General features: G+C 59.7%; 18 protein-coding genes. 9 read left to right on the forward strand and 9 right to left on the reverse strand.

The genetic code is table 11. The features are described 5' to 3' along the window. Positions 1–2 precede the first annotated feature (2 nt). Positions 3–368 carry a hydroxyisourate hydrolase gene (gene uraH, locus HGP16_RS08470; protein ID WP_168839559.1) on the reverse strand — a complete coding sequence of 122 codons (366 nt, stop codon included), beginning with the start codon at positions 366–368 and terminating at the stop codon, positions 3–5. Positions 369–641: 273 nt separating this feature from the next. Between uraH and puuE the strand changes: the two genes are divergently transcribed. Both puuE and HGP16_RS08480 read left to right on the forward strand, forming a co-directional pair. Next, positions 642–2099: an allantoinase PuuE gene (gene puuE / locus HGP16_RS08475; protein ID WP_168839560.1), complete on the forward strand. Its 1458-nt coding sequence runs from the start codon at positions 642–644 to the stop codon at positions 2097–2099. A gap of 42 nt (positions 2100–2141) precedes the next feature. Beyond that, on the forward strand, positions 2142–2627 hold the full coding sequence (locus tag HGP16_RS08480) for an ureidoglycolate lyase (RefSeq protein WP_168839561.1): 486 nt from the start codon (positions 2142–2144) through the stop codon (positions 2625–2627). A 254-nt stretch (positions 2628–2881) separates the two neighbouring features. On the opposite strand, the gene HGP16_RS08485 is transcribed toward HGP16_RS08480, so the two are convergent. Both HGP16_RS08485 and bhcR read right to left on the reverse strand, forming a co-directional pair. Continuing rightward, positions 2882–4174, reverse strand: coding sequence for an NCS2 family permease (locus tag HGP16_RS08485; RefSeq protein ID WP_168839562.1), 1293 nt, complete (start codon positions 4172–4174; stop codon positions 2882–2884). Positions 4175–4531: 357 nt separating this feature from the next. Next, the gene (gene bhcR, locus HGP16_RS08490) at positions 4532–5341 is read right to left on the reverse strand and encodes an HTH-type transcriptional regulator BhcR (protein ID WP_168839563.1); all 810 of its coding nucleotides are present in this window, start codon (positions 5339–5341) and stop codon (positions 4532–4534) included. A 197-nt stretch (positions 5342–5538) separates the two neighbouring features. Here bhcR and bhcA point away from each other — a divergent pair, with 197 nt between their 5' ends. The 7 genes from bhcA to HGP16_RS08525 all read left to right on the forward strand — a co-directional run bounded on the left by bhcA (position 5539) and on the right by HGP16_RS08525 (position 12365). After that, positions 5539–6729, forward strand: coding sequence for an L-aspartate--glyoxylate aminotransferase BhcA (gene bhcA / locus HGP16_RS08495; RefSeq protein ID WP_168839564.1), 1191 nt, complete (start codon positions 5539–5541; stop codon positions 6727–6729). Positions 6730–6740: 11 nt separating this feature from the next. Further along, positions 6741–7688, forward strand: coding sequence for a beta-hydroxyaspartate dehydratase BhcB (gene bhcB, locus HGP16_RS08500; protein WP_168839565.1), 948 nt, complete (start codon positions 6741–6743; stop codon positions 7686–7688). Between the two features lie 13 nt (positions 7689–7701). Further along, positions 7702–8865, forward strand: coding sequence for a 3-hydroxy-D-aspartate aldolase BhcC (gene bhcC / locus HGP16_RS08505; protein ID WP_168839566.1), 1164 nt, complete (start codon positions 7702–7704; stop codon positions 8863–8865). A 44-nt stretch (positions 8866–8909) separates the two neighbouring features. Next, the gene (bhcD, locus tag HGP16_RS08510) at positions 8910–9875 is read left to right on the forward strand and encodes an iminosuccinate reductase BhcD (protein ID WP_168839567.1); all 966 of its coding nucleotides are present in this window, start codon (positions 8910–8912) and stop codon (positions 9873–9875) included. A gap of 76 nt (positions 9876–9951) precedes the next feature. Beyond that, a complete protein-coding gene (locus HGP16_RS08515; RefSeq protein ID WP_168839568.1) occupies positions 9952–10950 on the forward strand; it encodes a type I glyceraldehyde-3-phosphate dehydrogenase in 999 nt (332 codons plus the stop codon). A gap of 221 nt (positions 10951–11171) precedes the next feature. Continuing rightward, positions 11172–11942 (forward strand): 2-keto-4-pentenoate hydratase, encoded by a 771-nt coding sequence (locus tag HGP16_RS08520; protein WP_168839569.1) that lies wholly within the window; start codon positions 11172–11174, stop codon positions 11940–11942. A gap of 183 nt (positions 11943–12125) precedes the next feature. Next, on the forward strand, positions 12126–12365 hold the full coding sequence (locus HGP16_RS08525) for a hypothetical protein (RefSeq protein ID WP_168839570.1): 240 nt from the start codon (positions 12126–12128) through the stop codon (positions 12363–12365). Between the two features lie 77 nt (positions 12366–12442). Here HGP16_RS08525 and HGP16_RS08530 read toward each other — a convergent pair whose 3' ends face one another. The 6 genes from HGP16_RS08530 to HGP16_RS08555 form a co-directional block, all read right to left on the reverse strand. After that, a complete protein-coding gene (locus HGP16_RS08530) occupies positions 12443–13168 on the reverse strand; it encodes an SDR family oxidoreductase (RefSeq protein ID WP_168839571.1) in 726 nt (241 codons plus the stop codon). A gap of 12 nt (positions 13169–13180) precedes the next feature. Beyond that, positions 13181–14242, reverse strand: a complete 1062-nt coding sequence (locus tag HGP16_RS08535) for a sn-glycerol-3-phosphate ABC transporter ATP-binding protein UgpC (protein WP_281408209.1) — start codon at positions 14240–14242, stop codon at positions 13181–13183. 64 nt (positions 14243–14306) lie between these two features. Next, positions 14307–14513, reverse strand: a complete 207-nt coding sequence (locus HGP16_RS08540; protein ID WP_168839573.1) for a DUF2160 family membrane protein — start codon at positions 14511–14513, stop codon at positions 14307–14309. A 4-nt stretch (positions 14514–14517) separates the two neighbouring features. Beyond that, the gene (locus HGP16_RS08545) at positions 14518–15354 is read right to left on the reverse strand and encodes a carbohydrate ABC transporter permease (protein WP_168839574.1); all 837 of its coding nucleotides are present in this window, start codon (positions 15352–15354) and stop codon (positions 14518–14520) included. Between the two features lie 4 nt (positions 15355–15358). Beyond that, positions 15359–16234: a carbohydrate ABC transporter permease gene (locus HGP16_RS08550; protein ID WP_168839575.1), complete on the reverse strand. Its 876-nt coding sequence runs from the start codon at positions 16232–16234 to the stop codon at positions 15359–15361. A gap of 96 nt (positions 16235–16330) precedes the next feature. Further along, positions 16331–17761, reverse strand: a complete 1431-nt coding sequence (locus HGP16_RS08555) for an ABC transporter substrate-binding protein (protein ID WP_168839576.1) — start codon at positions 17759–17761, stop codon at positions 16331–16333. Positions 17762–18039 lie beyond the last annotated feature (278 nt).

An 18039-nucleotide genomic window follows, 5' to 3' on the forward strand; every position in this document is an offset into this window, starting at 1 on the left:
GTTTAGCTCCCGCGATAGGTGGAATAGCTGTAGGGCGAGAGGAGCAGCGGCACATGGTAATGGGCTCCTTCGTCGGCGAGACCGAAGCGGATCGGGATGATATCCAGGAACAACGGGCCTTCGGATGTGCGGTCGAGATAGTCACCGGCATGGAAGCGCAGCTCGTAGGTGCCGGTCTTCATGGTCTCGCCCGACAGCAGCGGCGCGTCGCAGCGGCCGTCATCATTGGTCTCGGCGGATTTGAGGTGGCGATGCGTGTCGCCCTCGATCCGGTAGAGATCGATGCGCAGACCCCTTACGGGCCTGCCGAGCGCGGTATCCAGCACGTGGGTCGTGAGCCGGCCGGCTTCTGGCGAATGAGACTGCATGTTTTTCTCCCGAACGTGGAGCGTGATGCCGAAAAGTGTAGGCGGTTTTCGGACGACATCACGCTCTACTTCTTTGATTCTAGAGCGGATTCAGATTTTAGGTCGAACAGACCTAAAATCATCCAGCTCTAGCGCTCCTGCCTCCACTATCCGACAGGCTCATTCCGCTGAAAAGCAGCTGTAACGTTCGAGACTTTCAAAATTTCCAATGGGAATAGCGCGCGCGATTTGCGGTTAGACATTTGCGATCGAAGACATTTGGAGGAGTGTTTCATGCGATATTGCCGTGACATGCACGGATATGGCCAGACGCCGCCGGCGGCCCGGTGGCCAGGCAATGCGCGCATCGCCGTGCAATTCGTTCTGAACTACGAAGAGGGCGGCGAGAACTGCGTGCTGCACGGCGATGCGGCATCCGAAGCCTTCCTTTCGGAAATCGTCGGCGCTGCCCCATGGCCGGGCCAGCGCCACTGGAACATGGAATCAATTTATGAATATGGCGCCCGTGCCGGCTTCTGGCGCTTGCACCGGCTTTTCACCGAGAAGCAGGTGCCCGTGACCGTCTACGGCGTCGCAACCGCGCTGCAACGCTCGCCGGCGCAGGTCGCCGCCATGCAAGAGGCCGGCTGGGAAATCGCTTCGCATGGCCTTAAATGGATCGAGCATAAAGATATGGAGCCGGAAGAAGAGCGCGCGGCGATCGCCGAGGCGATCCGCCTGCACACGCTCATTACCGGCGAGCGGGCGCGCGGCTGGTATACCGGCCGCTGTTCGGTCAACACTGTCGATCTGGTGACGAAAGCGGGCGGCTTCGACTATATCTCCGACACCTATGCCGACGATCTTCCCTATTGGCATGAACATGGCGGGCGCCACCAACTCATCATTCCCTATACGCTCGATGCCAACGACATGCGCTTTGCGACGCCGCAGGGCTTCAACAGCGGCGATCAGTTCTTTAGCTACCTGAAGGATTCCTTCGACGCGCTCCATGCCGAAGGTGCAGCAGGCAGCCCGAAGATGATGAGCATCGGCCTGCATTGCCGCCTGATCGGGCGGCCCGGACGCATCATGGCGCTCGCCCGCTTCATCGACTACGTCCAGAGCCACGACAAGGTCTGGATCGCCCGCCGCGTCGATATCGCCGAGCACTGGGCGAAGACGCATCCGCCAGGGCCGATCTCGGAGCGGCCCTCGCAGATGCCGGAGGGCACCTTTATCGAGCGCTTCGGCGGCGTCGTCGAACATTCGCCCTGGATCGCACACCGTGCCTTTGCTGGCGAACTTTCGCCCGCAAACGATACGGCGATCGGGCTCCATGCCGCGCTCACCTTCCAGTTCCGGGCGGCGAGCGAGGAGGAGCGGCTCGGCGTACTCGTCGCTCACCCGGATCTTGCCGGCAAGCTGGCGCAGGCGAGGCGTCTGACGGCGAGCTCGACGGCAGAGCAGGCCTCCGCCGGGCTCGACGCGTTGACGGACGACGAGCGGGCGCGTTTCACCGCTCTCAATAACCGCTATGTCGCAAAGTTTGGCTTCCCGTTCATCATCGCCGTGCGGGATCACACGAAATCCGGGATTCTCGCCGCGTTCGAGATCCGGATCGAGAATGACCGAGACACCGAATTCGCCACCGCCTGCCGCCAGGTGGAGCGCATCGCGTTCCTCCGGCTCGTGGCCATGCTTCCCACTGGAGAAGGACTGGATCCGAGTGTGCAGCGGAGTGCCGCATGAGGCCGGCTATCGCACTCAAGAGCAAAAATGAGGAGAACGTGAATGAAGGTGATCGAAATTCAACCGTTGACGCGTGTTGCCTTCTTCCCCTTCGGCGAGGTGATAGAGATGGATGGGGCCTATAACTACCCCATCAACGCCGGGAAATGTGTGCGATACCATGATCTGGCAAAAATCGAGACGACCGGGGAGAAGGCGCGCGCGATGATCAGCCTGCTGCGCGGCGAGCCCTACACGCTGCCGCTGGAGCTGCAGATGGTGGAGCGGCATCCGCTCGGCAGCCAGGCCTTCATACCGCTGACCGACAATCCGTTCCTGGTTGTCGTGGCGCGGGAAACCGAAAATGGACCGGGAGAGCCGCTGGCTTTTCGCACAAAGCCTGGGCAGGGCGTCAATATCGGCCGCAATATCTGGCATGGCATCCTCACGCCTCTCGACGGCATTTCGGATTTTGTCGTCGTCGATCGTGGCGGTGAGGGCGTAAACCTGGAGGAACATTTCTTTGCGGAGCCATTCCTGATCTGCTGAACAGTGGAGTGGGTTCAAATGAATCAAGGGGCGCCGCAATTGCGGCGCCCCTTGATTCATTTGGATGTCTCGCTTCTCATCCTGCCTGCGACGTACAGCCTTCCGCTGGTAGTTTCTGGGTATTGCCCATCCGTGAGATGCGCGGCATTTCGGGTCCTAGCTACCTTGCCGGATAAACAGGCAGATCTTGCAAACAAATTGGGAGCCGGACCATCGCAACGGACGATCCGGCTCCTTGAAATGCGCCGCTTTGGCTAGTCCGCAAAGAAGGCGAAGCGCACGATGAACAGGGCGGCAACGATCTGCGTTGCCAGATGAAGCGTCTTCCAGCGGCCGGTGCAGACCTTCAGGACGACGTAGCTGATGAACCCGAAGGCAAGGCCGTTGGCGATCGAATAGGTGAACGGCATTGCAAGTGCCGTCAGCGCCGCCGGTGCCGCCTCCGTCAGGTCGTCCCACTCGATCTCGGTCAGCTCGCGCATCATCAGGCCGGCGACATAAAGCAGGGCCGGTGCGGTGGCATAGGCGGGAACGGAGCCCGCGAGCGGTGAAAAGAACAGCGACGCCAGGAAAAGCATGGCGATGGTGAATGCCGTCAGGCCGGTGCGGCCGCCCGCCTGAACGCCCGAGGCGCTTTCGACATAGGCCGTCGTGCTGCTGGTGCCCATCAGCGAGCCGGCGACGATGGCCGCGCTGTCGGCAAGCAGAGCCCGGCTCAAGCGGTTTGGTTTTCCTTCCTCGAGAAGCTTTGCCCGCTTGGCGACACCGATCAGCGTTCCGGTCGCGTCGAAGACCTCGACGAGCACGAAGACGAGGATGATGTGGATCAGGCCGCCATGAAGAGCACCCACGATATCGAGCTGCAAAAAGGTCGGCATGATCGAGGGCGGAGCCGAAACGATGCCGTGGAACTGGCTGACGCCGAAGATCCAGGAGAGAATGGTGACGGCAAGAATGCCGATCAGGATCGAGCCCCTTACTCTCATCGCGTCAAGAACGGCGATGACGAAGAAGCCGAAGATCGCGAGAAGAGGGCCTGTCTGCTTCAGATCTCCAAGACCGATGAGCGTCGCCTTGTTGGCGACGACGATGCCGGCGCTCTTGAGCGCGATGATCGCCAGGAAGAGACCGATACCGGCGGCGATCGCGCTTCTCAGCGAACGCGGGATGCCGGCGATCAGCCAGCTGCGCACGCCCGTGACCGTCAGCAAGACGAAGATGGCACCCGAAATGAAGACCGCGCCGAGCGCCTGTTGCCAAGTAAATCCGAGCGTGGCGACAACGGTGAAGGCAAAGAAGGCATTGAGGCCCATGCCCGGCGCCATGCCGATCGGCCAATTGGCGACAAGCCCCATAACGATGGAACCCAATGCCGCGGCAAGACAGGTGGCGACGAATATGGCATTACGGTCCATGCCGGTGGTAGACAGGATATCCGGATTGACGAAGATGATATAGGACATCGTCAAGAACGTCGTCACGCCCGCGATGAGTTCGGTGCGCACGGACGTGCCGTGCTCACTCAATTTGAAAAGTCGTTCAAGCATCGTTCCTCCCTAAGCGTTTCAGGCGCTCATGAATGTCATGGGGCTTACCCGCATCTCCTCCGATGCGGGCGCGAGAAGCGCCTGTGACCGGCGTTTCGTGGCGAGGGAGATTGTGCGCTTTTAAAGGCTCCGGACGCTAGAGCCCGATTTCCCTGCAATTTGCGAAAGACATTCTAGTTTTTCAGACCATTTCCAAGCGAGTCGATCGGTTTTCGAAACCAATGGCTCGCGGGAACGCCGGGATTGTCCACCGGCTTCGCTCGCAATCGCCTGACATGACCAGGCAAGCAAAAAAATGATATGCACCATATTTATAGCTGCCACATGACATAGCAACCCATTTTCGGCCCGCCGATCTCACGGGGCTCCGAGACGACGGGATACCATTCCGGCGGCACTCCTCACACGTTCACCAATCCGGTGGATGTCGACGTCCTCGAGCCGATGCTTCGGTCCGGAGACGGAAATGCCTGCGATGGCTTCTCCATGCACGTTCAGGATAGGAGCAGCCACGCAGCGCATTCCCTTGGTCCGCTCCTCGTCGTCGAAGGAGTAGCCGCGGTCCCGCGTCTTCTGCAGTTCCTCGCGCAGCTGATCAAAGGAACGCACGGTATTCTCGGTGAAGCGCTCCAGCTCCTTTTTCCTGAAAAGCGTGGCGAGACGATCGTCGTCATAGGTGCTCAGCAGCGCCTTGCCGATGCCGGAGGCATGCAGCGGCGACAGCGTGCCCGGCGGGAAAAAGGCCCGGATCGACTCGTGGGTCTCCACCTGGCTGATGAATAGGACGTTTCCGTCCTTCTCGATGCCGAGGTTGGAGGTCTCGCCCGTTTCCAGCATGAGCTCCCGCATGACCGGGCGGCTCCGCTCGACGACATTGGTGCGCCGGAGAAAGGCGGAGCCGAGCCGGTATGCCTCCGGGCCGATATACCATACCTGGCGATCGGGGCTGATCTCGACGAATTCGCGTCGCTCCAGCGTCGCGAGCACGCGATGCATGGTCGCCGCCGATTGGCCGAGCTTCCCGGCCAGCTCCGAGAGCGTCATCCCCTCCGGCGTCGAGAGCGCATCGAGCACGTCCAGTGCGCGATCGAGCGCCTGGATCGTATTTTGTGTCTGAGGGCCGTTGAAGGCCTTCGGTCGCCCGCGTCGGCGCATTTCGGCAGCCATCGGTCATCGTCCCCTTTGAGAAGTCAACTTGCAGAAAAATTCTGCTATGAAAAATTAAATTATCCAATGAAAAAATTCAACATACTGTTTTGTATAGATAATACTTACATTTTTCGCATTTTGAAAAATGATTTCAAAAAAATTTATCTCCTGCGCCGGACATGGTATCCATCTTTCAACAGTAGGAGGACACGCAGATGTACATGCAAAATCCGGTCTTCATCCCCGGTCCGACGAATATGCCCGAGGTCCTTCGCAAGGCTGCGGACATGCCGACGCTCGATCACCGTTCCCCGCTTTTCGGTGAAATTCTGCGTCCGGCGCTTGCCGGCGTTAAGAAAGTCATGAAAACCGAAAAGGCCTCCATATTCGTATTTCCGTCTACGGGGACCGGCGGATGGGAAACGGCCATCACCAACACGCTCAGCCCGGGTGACCGCGTATTGGCGGCCCGCTACGGTATGTTCAGCTATCGCTGGATCGACATGTGCCAACGCCACGGCCTCAAGGTTGATATCATCGAGGCCGAATGGGGCGGCGGCGCTCCCGCCGATCGCTATGAGGAAGTTCTCACAGCCGATACCACGCATGAAATCAAGGCCGTCCTGGTCACGCATAACGAGACGGCAACCGGCGTCAAATCCGATATCGCGGCCATCCGCCGGGCGATCGATGCCGCCGGCCATCCCGCCTTGTTGTTCGTCGATGGTGTCAGCTCCATCGCCTCGATGGATTTCCGCATGGACGAATGGTCCGTCGATATCGCCGTGACCGGTTCGCAAAAGGGCTTCATGCTGCCCGCCGGCCTGGCGATCACGGCCTTTTCCCCGAAGGCCCTGGCAGCCGTCGACCATGCAAAGCTCCCGCGCACCTTCTTCGACATTCGCGATATGGCGAAGAGCTATGCGAACGACGCCTATCCTTATACCCCGGCTGTCGGACTCCTGAATGGCCTGAAGCTCTCGACGGAACTGTTGCTCGCCGAAGGCCTGGAGAACGTATTTGCAAGACACCGGCGTATCGCCGGCGGCATTCGAGCCGCCGTTCGGGCATGGGGTCTTAATCTATGCGCCAAAAGCGAGGAACTCTATTCCGACACGGTGAGTGCGATCCGCACGCCGCAAGGTTTCGACGCCACTTCGATCGTCGCGCATGCGGCGAGGAAGTACGATGTCGCTTTCGGAACTGGGTTGGGCGAGGTTGCCGGCAAGGTGTTCCGTATCGGGCATCTCGGCAGTTTGACTGACGTCATGGCTCTTTCAGGCATTGCGACGGCTGAGATGGCCATGGTCGATCTTGGTCTCAACGTCAAACTCGGCTCGGGCGTTGCGGCTGCGCAGGAACACTATCGCAACGACCGCCTGTCCAAGATTCAGGCCGCGGCCTGAGGAGCTACACGATGTACATACCGACATTGGCCGACATGGTGGCCGCGCATACGCGCATCAAGCCCCACATCCATCGCACACCGGTCCTCACCTCCAGCTTCATCAACTTGCTCGTCGGCGCCGAACTGTTCTTCAAATGCGAGAACTTCCAGAAAGCCGGCGCATTCAAGGCCCGTGGCGCATCCAACGCCGTCTTTGGCCTGAGCGACGAGCAGGCGGCCCGCGGCGTTGCAACGCATTCATCCGGCAATCACGGAACGTGCCTTTCCTACGCCGCCGGGCGGCGGGGCATTCCTTGCACCGTCGTTATGCCGCGGACCGCCCCGCAGGCAAAGAAGGACGCCGTCAGGGGATATGGCGGCAGGGTGGTCGAATGTGAGCCTTCGACCTCCTCGCGTGAGGCCGTCTTTGCCGACGTCGTCGCCGAGACGGGTGCCGAATTCGTTCATCCCTACAATGATCCGCGCGTTATCGCAGGCCAGGCGACCTGCTCGATGGAGCTGATCGAACAGGTCGACGGGCTCGATGTCGTGGTGGCGCCGATCGGCGGTGGCGGCATGGTGTCGGGGACCTGCCTCACATTATCGAACCTCGCGCCGAGCATCAGGATCTATGCTGCCGAACCCGAGCAGGCCGATGATGCCTATCGCAGCTTCAAGGCTGGCTACATCATTGCCGACGATGCGCCGAATACGGTTGCCGACGGTCTGAAGGTGCCGCTCAAGGATCTGACCTGGCATTTCGTCAGAAACCACGTGACCGATATCCTGACGGCTTCCGAAGAGGATATCGTCGATGCCATGAAGCTCATCTGGAAGCGGATGAAGATCGTCATGGAACCCTCCAGCGCCGTCCCGCTGGCGACGATCATCAAGAACAGGAAGGTTTTCGCCGGTCAGCGCATTGGCGTCATCATCACCGGCGGAAACGTCGACCTCGACACATTGCCTTGGCAATAAGGGAGAAAGAGCAATGAACATGGAACCGAAATTCGCCGGCATGGAAGTCGGCTACGACGTGCCGGCTCTTCCCGGCATGAGCGTCGACGAAATCCAGACGCCATGCCTGATCCTCGACCTCGATGCGCTCGAGAACAACATCCGCAAGATGGGCGACTATGCCAAGGCGCACAACATGCGGCACAGGGCGCATGGCAAGATGCACAAATCCGTCGATGTCCTCAGGCTTCAGCAGGAACTTGGCGGTGCAATCGGGGTCTGCTGCCAAAAGGTTTCCGAGGCGGAAGTCTTCGTTCGCGGCGGCATCAAGGATGTTCTGGTGTCGAACCAGGTTCGCGATCCGGCAAAGATCGACCGTCTGGCGCTTCTGCCGCAGCACGGCGCACGCATCATCGTCTGCCTCGATGACCTCGCAAATGTCGAAGAGCTATCGAGCGCGACGCAGAAATACGGCACGACGCTGGAATGCTTCGTGGAGATCGATTGCGGCGCCGGACGCTGCGGCGTCACGACAACGTCAGCCGTCGTCGAACTCGCCAATGCCATCCATGCGGCACCGGGTCTCAAGTTTGCCGGCATACAGGCCTATCAGGGCGCGATGCAGCACATTGACAAATATGACGACCGCAAGGCGAAGCTCGATGCGGCCATCGCCCAGGTCAAGGATGCCGTCGATGCCCTCAAGGCCGAGGGCCTGGAACCCGAACTGGTCAGCGGCGGCGGCACGGGCAGCTATTATTTCGAGAGCAATTCGGGCGTCTACAATGAGCTGCAATGCGGCAGCTATGCGTTCATGGATGCCGATTACGGCCGCATCCAGGACAAGGACGGCAAGAGGATCGACCAGGGCGAATGGGAGAATGCCCTCTTCATCCTGACGAGCGTCATGAGCCATGCAAAGCCCGACAAGGCAATCTGCGACGCCGGCCTCAAGGCGCAATCGGTCGATTCAGGCCTCCCCTTTGTCTACGGTCGCAATGACGTGAAGTACATCAAATGCTCCGACGAGCACGGCGTTATCGACGACCCGAACGGCGTTCTCAAGATCAACGAGAAGCTCCGCCTGGTTCCGGGCCATTGCGATCCGACCTGCAATGTTCACGACTGGTATGTCGGCGTGCGCGACGGCAAGGTGGAAACGCTTTGGCCGGTGTCGGCCCGCGGCAAGGCTTACTGATGAAATAGGAGGCTTCGGCCCCCGGCAAACCAGGCGGAAGTGCAATGATCATCATTCCCGAAAATGCCATCGCCGAGTTGGTCACGCCCTCTGATTGCTTCAAGGCGGTCGAAGAGGTCTTCGCCTCGATGGCGAACAGGTCGGCCTATAATTTTCCTGTGATCCGGGAGGCAATCGGGCACGCCGATGCGCTGTATGGCTTCAAGTCCGGCTTCGATCGCAAGAGCCTGGCGCTCGGTCTCAAGTCCGGCGGGTTCTGGCCAAACAATGCAAGCAGAGGCCTTACCAACCACCAGTCCACCATCTTCCTGTTCGACGCCGATACCGGAAAATGCCGTGCCGTGGTCGGCGGCAATCTGCTGACCGCGCTGCGGACGGCTGCCGCATCGGCAATCTCGATCAAGCATCTCGCCCGAAAAGATGCGAAGATCCTCGGCATGATCGGCGCGGGTCACCAGTCGACGTTTCAATTGCGCGCAGCCCTTGAGCAGCGCGCATTCGAAAAGATCCTCGCCTGGAACCCGCATCCCGACATGCTGAGCCGTCTGGAGGAGGTTGCCAAGGAGGAGGGCCTTCCCTTCGAGGCAGTCGATCGCGATCAACTGGGAGCGGAGGCGGATGTCATCATCTCGATCACCTCGTCCTTTGCGCCACTTCTTAAAGCTTCGCAGGTCCGCGCCGGCATGCATCTCGCCTGCATGGGCACGGATACGAAGGGCAAGCAGGAGGTCGAGGCCGAGCTCATCGATGCTGCAACCGTCTTTACCGATGAAGTCGAGCAGGCCATAACGATCGGCGAAACGCAGCATGCCATCGAAAAAGGCTTGATCCGTAAGGAGGCCATCGTCGAAATCGGCGCCGTGATCAATGGGACGCATCCCGGACGAACCTCGCAGGATGAGGTCACGTTGTTCGATGGTACGGGTGTTGGCCTTCAAGACCTTGCCGTTGCTTCGGCCGCCGTCGAGCTCGCTTTGGCGAAAGGCGTGGCAATTGAGGTCGATTTCTGACGCGGCGCATTTGGGGGAGGCATGAGGCGGTGATGTCGTCTACAGTTTCCGCTTGATCGAATAGGTGGAGATTCGCATGTCGGCCCGGGCAATAAGGATTGCAATCAACGGATTTGGCAGGATCGGGCGTTCCGTCCTGCGTCTCCTTCTGCGGGAGCGTCGCGACATCGAAGTCGCGCTGATCAACGACATCGCCGATTTGGAGACATGCGCTTATCTCTTTGAATTCGACAGCGTGTACGGTCCCTGGGCAGAACCGGTCTCCTTCGAGGATCAGCTTCTTATCGTCGGCGGGGCGTCGATACCGTTTCACAATGCTCCCGATATCAGCAAACTCGATCTTCGCGGCGTCGACGTTGTTCTGGAGTGCACCGGCCATGCCAAATCCAGGACCGTGGCGCAGCGGGGACTTGCGGCCGGAGCAAGGAGAGTTCTCATTTCCGGCCCTTCCGCCGCAGCCGACGTGACATTGGTGCTGGGGGCGAATGAGGAAGCCTTCCGCGATCAGCCCGTGGTTTCAAACGCATCGTGCACGACAAATGCGCTGGCGCCGCTTTTGCGCATCGTCGACCAGGAATTCGGCATCATCGGCGGTCAGATGACCACGGTTCATTGCTACACGGCAAGCCAGCCGACGATCGATCAGCCGCGGTCGGAACTATCGCGCAGCCGCGCGGCCGCCCTTTCGATGGTGCCGACGACAACGAGCGCGCATGCGATCGTCGGCGACGTGCTTCCTCATCTCGCCGGCCTCATCGAAGCCCGCGCCCTTCGAGTGCCGACCGCCAGCGTTTCGGCGATCGATCTGACCGTTGCTGTCAGGCATGTGTCAGACTTGGGCACCATGCGGGCAAGGCTGAAGCAAGTCGCCGAGGGATCACCGGTACTGGGCTGGATCGAGAAGCCATTGGTTTCGGTCGATCTGCGCGGTCGGCCTGAATCGCTCGTTTTAAGCGGACCGGAGATGTCGCTTTCCGCCGGCGGTCTCCTCAGGGTGTTCGGCTGGTACGACAACGAATGGGGCTTCTCCAACCGGATGATCGACATGGCTCGATATATCGGGCGGCTAAATTAGGGGCGGCGGCGCCGGCCGATCCTGGAGGAGGGGTAGGCGTGGAAATGGCAGCGGCATCTCACCGTATCCGACCCGTCGCCGAAGGGTGACGCGCCCGCGCGTGGCGACGGGGAACCGACCACTATGAGATTTTAATTTTTTCGCGTTTCCCGATGAATGGAACGGCTATGCATGTCGGGCCATCTTTGTCCTACAGCCAATGGTAGGATTGGAGCGCGAAGATGTATTTCGAACTGAAGGACACGACGGCGGATATTCTCGCAAAGAGCCGCCGTCGCGAGGAGCTGTGCGATCTTCCGCTCGATCTGATAGCCTCGGAGCGCGAGGCATATGATACCCAGGCGATAGCGCAGGACGCGCTCGGCTTCGAACGCAAGGGCTACGCGCTTGTCGGCACGAGCGATCCGGCGCGCCGCATGCTCGGGCTAAAGGGGCCGATCTATTCCGAAATCCCCGCCTTCGCCCTGCAACGGAAAGTCCAGACCTTCCGGCTGCCGCCGGGAACAATCGGTGTACAGTGCGAGTTCGTCTTTACGATGCTGCGATCATTTCCGGATGAGAGGGAGCGAATTTCCCTTAGCGGCGTGGCCGACGCCATCATGAGCTGCCGTCCGGCAATCGGCGTTATCGGCAGGCGGACGCGGCAGGTGATTGCCGGCGCCAATCCGGCGATCGCGGACTTCGGTCTGCACGTTGCAACCCTCTGCGGCGAGCATGCCGAAAGAGGCGAGGCCGGCGACTTCGCCGGGATCGAGGTCACGACGTTCCTGTTCCAGCAAACCATGCTTTCAGGCAATTCGTCATCGGTCATGGGTAATCCGCTGAATGCGGTTGCTTGGCTGGCGGGAGAGCTTGCGGCGAACGGCAGGCAGCTCGAACCGAGCGACATCGTGGCGACAGGCTCCTGCACGCCGATCCTCCAGGTCCGCGCCGGACAGCATCTGGCGGCCGACTTCGGGCCGCTCGGTCAGGTCGAGTGCCTGTTTAATTGACCTGGTTCAAAAGTCGAAAGGACTGATAATGCAGCCGCAACAGAGGCCATTCGTGGTCGAGATCAAGAAGAGCAGGCGTCCCCGCTCAAAAATACCTCCGATTCAGGGAGGCCGCGATCGCTTGACCGAGCAGAAAGATGCGGCGCGTGCGGGGCTGACCTTGCCGCGTGAGGATCGTCGCTGATGGTGAGCCGAAACATTCCTCATGAATATTTCCTGCTGTCCGCCGCGCGAGAGGACGGTCCCGTCGTCGGCTACATCCATGGTCGGCCGATTTCCAGCGCCATCATCGACAGGAACGGCAGTCGCTACCGTTTCGTCGGAGTTGCCATCAGGGACCGTCAAGGCCGCCTTGATGTCCTGTCGCTCAGGCGCGGAGAATGGATCGTTGCGCCCGACCTGATCTACGAAGAGGCTGCTTAATGGCGGCAAAGATGCTGCCGTTCCATATCGCTGAAATCCACGCGCCGTCGCAATAGCAATCATATGGCTGCGTGATCTCAGGCGATCATATAGCCGCCGTCGACCGGCATGGAGATGCCGTTGACCATGGCTGCCTCGTCCGAAAGCAGGAACAGGATCACCTCGGCGACGTCAGCGGGTTCGGCAAACCGACCCACCGGGATCCGTTCGCGCATCGGCGCTGCCTTTTCGGGATCGCTCCATGCCTTGATGGCCATCGGTGTCAGCGTGACGGTCGGATGGACGCCATTGACGCGAATGCCCTTCGGCGCCAGCTCTTTCGCCATTACGCGCGTCAGGCCGTCCAGCCCACCTTTCGAGGCGCAATAGGCCGCATGATCCAGTATGCCGACGAAGGCGGCGACGGAGGATACGTTGACGATCGCACCGGAAAGGCCTCTTTCGATCAGCGAGCGGGCAAATTCCTGCGCGACGATCATCGGGGCACGGGTATTGACGGCAAACAGGTGATCGAAGGCTTCGACCGTGGTTTCGAGAAACGACTGCAGTTCCGTCGTCCCCGCGCAATTGACGAGATAATCCGCCGGAAGCGCGGCCAATGCCGCCTCACGTGTCTTTTCGGCGTCGGCGAGATCGATCTGAATGGCCTCGCAGCCCAGTTCGTCGCGCAGCGAGGCAACGTCCGCCGCACTTCTGGTCAGGGCCACGACGCGGGCACCGCGCTTCACAAGTATTTCCGCTGTCACGCGGCCAATGCCCTTGCCCGCGCCGGTGACGATCACCCTCTTCCCTTCGAAATTCATCAGAACGTCCTCTTACAATCTCTTGTCGGTTTCTTCATCGAAGATATGAACATGGCGTGGGTCAATACGGAAATGCATTGTTCGCCCCGGCGCGATTTCGATCCGTTCGCGAATGAGCGCATCGATCGGCACTCCGCCGACCCGGCCGAAGATCAGCGTCTCGGAGCCGGTAGGTTCGAATACGGAGACCTCGACGGGGATTCCGCCATCGCCGATAGTAATGTGTTCGGGCCGAATTCCATAGGTCACCGGCCTGCCGTCTTCGGCGTTCACCTTCTCCACCGGCAGAACGACACCTTGCTCAGTGACGACGACCTGCCGGCCGTCGCGATTGCCGATCCGGCCCTTCAGGAAGTTCATCGAAGGACTGCCGATAAAGCCCGCGACGAAGATATTCGCCGGAAAATCGTATAGCTCCAGCGGTCTGCCCACCTGCTCCACCCGTCCGTCGCGCATCACGACGATCTTACTGGCCATCGTCATGGCCTCGATCTGGTCGTGCGTGACGTAGATGGTGGTGGTTTTCAGCCGTTGGTGCAATTCCTTGATTTCGACCCGCATGGTCACGCGCAACTTGGCGTCGAGGTTCGAAAGAGGCTCGTCGAAGAGGAAGACCTGCGGATCGCGCACGATGGCGCGGCCCATGGCGACGCGCTGGCGCTGGCCGCCGGACAGTTGCTTCGGATAACGATCGAGGTAACGGGAGAGATCGAGGATTTCGGCGGCGCGGCGCACCTTTTCATCGATTTCCGCCCTGGGGCGTTTCGCCATCTTCAGCGGAAAACCCATGTTCTCGGCGACCGTCTTGTGTGGGTAGAGCGCATAGGATTGAAAGACCATGGCGATGTCGCGCTCCTTCGGCGGGGCGTTGGTGACGACACGGCCTCCGATCCGGATATGGCCGCCGCTCACCGTCTCAAGACCCGCGACCATGCGCAGCAGCGTCGATTTTCCGCATCCGGAAGGGCCTACCAGAACGACGAATTCGCCGTCATCGATGTCGACGCTGACACCATGCATGACCTGAAGGGCGCCATATTTCTTCGTGACGTCGCTAATCTGTACGTTTGCCAATGTTTTCCTCCCAGATGCCGCAGTGCATGCTGTATTTTCCTGGTCGTCGCCGGCATTCATTGCCTTATCCGCGCCGGATGATGTAGGCGCCGAGCACGGCGGAAATCGCCGTCGCTATCCAGATCGAAAGCCCCAATGGTTCGATAAAGCGCATCCAGAGCAGCGACAGGGCCACCCAGATGACGACCGAGATGAACAGCCGGTCGAACCAATTCGTCTCTATGGGCAGGAACCCTGCCTTGCGCTCGCTGCTTTCGGATTCTGGAGACATGGGGTTATCCTTTCACGGCACCGAAGGTCAGGCCCGCAACGATGTGGCGCTGCACGACGGTGAAGACGATGAGAGCTGGAATGAGCGTGAAGACCGATATCGCTGCCATGATCCCCCATTGCGTGCCCGTCGTCGTGACATATTCCGAAAGCCCGGTGGTCAAGGTGCGCGCCCTGAAATTGGTCAGGGTCGCCGCGAGCAGATATTCGTTCCATGCGAATACCCAGGTCAGGATCAGCGTCACCGCCAGCCCGGGCCGCGCCAGCGGGAATATGATATCCGACAGAACGGTCCATGTGCTTGCGCCGTCGACATAGGCTGCCTCGTCAAGCTCTTTCGGAATGCCTTCGACGGTCGGGCGAAGCGTCCAGATCGCAAAGGGAAGGTTGAACGAGCAGTAGACAAGGATCATGCCGATCCGCGAATCCGCAAACGAGAAGCTGCCGATCTTGTAGACCTGCGTGAGCAGCAGAAAGAGCGGCAGCAGGAATACGGCCGGCGGCGCCATCCTGTTCGTGATTGTCCAGAAGAAGATGCTCTCCTTGCCGGCAAGGTCGAACCGCGAAAGCGCGTAGCAGGCGAGAAAGCCGAGCGTCGTCACCAGCAGCGCGTTGCCTGATGAAATGAGCAGCGAATTCACCATGTAGCCGCGCAGCGTCGGATTGTTCAGGACGTCGGTATAGTTCTTCCAGAACAGGCTTCTCAGGATGACTTCGGGCGTCGAGAACAGCTCGACCGTCGGCTTCACCGAAATGACGAAGAGCCAGTAGATGGGAAAGAGGGTCGCAAAGCTGATGGCGATCCACATGACGACCAGAAGCCAAGGATTGCGGGTCTTCATCGCTTCAACCTTTCCTGGCTCGCGGCGCGATCAGGCTGACATAGAGCAGCCAGCAGACGACGATGGTCAGATACAGCACGACGACCGAGATGGCCGAACCGTAGCCGTAGTTCGTTTTGGGGAAGACTTCCCTGAAGATGTGCACGCCGATGTAGCGCGTCGCGGAGCCGGGGCCGCCACCGGTCAGCATCAGCACTTCGTCCACGGTCCGAAGCGCATCCATGAGCCTGATGAAGACGGTGGCGATCAAGGCCGGCCGGATCATCGGAAGCGTGATGTGCCAGAAGATCTGGCTCTTGCCCGCGCCGTCGATCTGCGCTTGCTCGAACGGATCCGGCGGCAATGAAACGAGAGCGGCGATCAGCGAAAGCGTCACCAGCGGCGTCCAATGCCAGATATCCATGATCACGGTAACAATGAAGGCCGCAAGCGCGCTTTGGCCGATGTTGAGATCGAAGCCGAACCAGCTGTGCAGCAGATATGGGATGATGCCGATCGAGGGCGTCGTCATCAGCTTCCAGACCGATCCGACGATAATCGGCGCCATGATCAACGGCAGGGTATGGATGGTGCGGAATATCGCCTTGCCGGGGAAATCCTTCAGGAGTGCCTGTGCGAGCACGTAGCCGAGCGCGATCTCGGAGACCACGGCGAAGAAGACGAATGCCGCCGTGATGCCCAGGGACGCCAGGAACTGCTGATCGAAAACGACCTTGCGGTAATTTTCCGCCCAGTTGAAGACCATGTGGGGATTGGCGGCAAAGGGATTCCAGGCATGAAAGGAAACCCATACGACATAGACGAACGGAAAAATGCCAAAGAGCCCGAGGATCACTATGGTTGGTGACAGCAAGAGCCAGCCGAGCTTCTGTGAATGCATCGCCCTATCCCCCTGTGGCGGTTGCTAATATGCCCGTTTCGCAGCAATGGGAGACAGGCCGCGATTGACCGCGGCCTGTCCGCTCGGAAGGGAAGGCTATTTGCGATAGCCGAGCGAGGTCAGCTCTTCCTCGGTCTTTGCCGCCATCTGGTCGAGGCCCTCGTCGGGGCCTATCTTGCCGGTCAGGATATCGAAGAAAATCGGAGCCGTCGCTTCGCGCACCTGGGCGTGGAACGGATAGGGCGGGGCGCCGGCGAAGAGCTTGCCCTGATCTTTCAGCATCGTATAGAAGCCACCAAGCTTGACATCCATGGCCTTGACCTTGGGGTCGTCGAAGGTTGCGGTATTGGTGACGCGCGGCGCGGCAATCGCCCAGTCGGGCTGCACATCGTTCTGGCCGATGAATTGCAGGAAGAGCAGGGCGGCCTCCTGGTTCTTGGAGGTGACGGGCAGGCCGAAGGCGCCGCCGTCATAGTAGCCGACGTAGCCCTTGCCGGTTTCGGCGGCCTCCAGCACGCCCGGCTCGAGCGGCGGCAGGGCAAAGCCGACCTTGCCCGTGACCTTCGACTGCGAGGAATCGGTCGCGATCCAGGCCGCGTTCTCGCCATAGACCAGGCCCTGCGCCACCCGGCCGGCGGCGAAGGTCGTGGCGACCTCCGTCCATGTGGATTGCGAGGATTCCGGCGGTGCGATGTCGCGCAGATGCAGCCACCATTTCAGCGCGGCCTTCGCCTTGTCGCTGTTCATCTGGCCGCCATGCTCGACGGTTGCCGCATAGTCCTTCTGCGCATCGATGCCCCAGTTGTAGACGCCGAAGGTCGGCGCGACGGACTCGAAGAATTCATACCATGAGGCCGGATGGCCCGTATGGGCCTGCGCCGTCGAGCCCCACAGCTGCATGTTGTGATCCTTGCCCCACTGGGTAAAGAAGTCGGCAATTTCCGTATATTGTTCGTGCGTGGTCGCTGGTTTCAGATCATGGCCCGTCTTCTGCTTGAAAGCCGCCTGGATTTCCGGATCTTCGAACAGGTCCTTGCGATAGAGATAGGTCTTGAGGAAGGCCTCCATCGGAACGCCGTAAAGATCCCCGTTCGCATCCTTGAAGTAGTTGGAGAAGCTGGTGAAATTGGCGGCATCGTAGGTCGGCGCCTTCAGATCCGGCTGGTCCTTCAGCGCCTTGGTGATGTCGGTCAGGAAGTTTCGCGCCATATAGGAATAGACGATGTCCTGCTCGATATAAACGACGTCGTAGATGCCGGTGCCGGCTTCCATGTCCTTGATCGCCTTGTCGTACATCTGGTCCCAGGACGTCGTTTCGATTTCGACCTTGATGCCTGTCTTCTTCTCGAACTCAGGCGCCAGCACATCCTTGATGTAGTTGGAAGGGGGCGTAGACTCGGTCACTCCATGCAGCGTCACGCCCTTGAATTTTGCTCCGGCGTCGGACCAGAAGTCTGCCCAGGCCGGCGAGGCGGCGGCAAGGCTAAGCGTCAGCGCGATGGCGCTGGCTTTCATAGCGTATCTCATTTCAATCCTCCCAGATTACAGCGAGATCATTCGCCGAAGAATTCTTAGCTCGAAATTCCATCGTTTGCAATATTTGTTGCTTTAACATGCAAATTATGGAGCTATCCCGTTGTTTTGGTTGTCGATATGATCAACGAAGGGGGAAGAAATATTAGCTTTGACATAAAATGCTGCAATGCAAAGGTATTATCGCTGCAATAAAGTTCGTTTCGTCAAATTTGTTTGTTGCTTTGCCATACTAAATAACTTAACTTTGGATAAAGCTTGGACGAAAAATC

This window comes from Rhizobium sp. P40RR-XXII (genome assembly GCF_012641405.1).
In the GTDB taxonomy this organism is placed as follows: Bacteria; Pseudomonadota; Alphaproteobacteria; order Rhizobiales; family Rhizobiaceae; genus Rhizobium.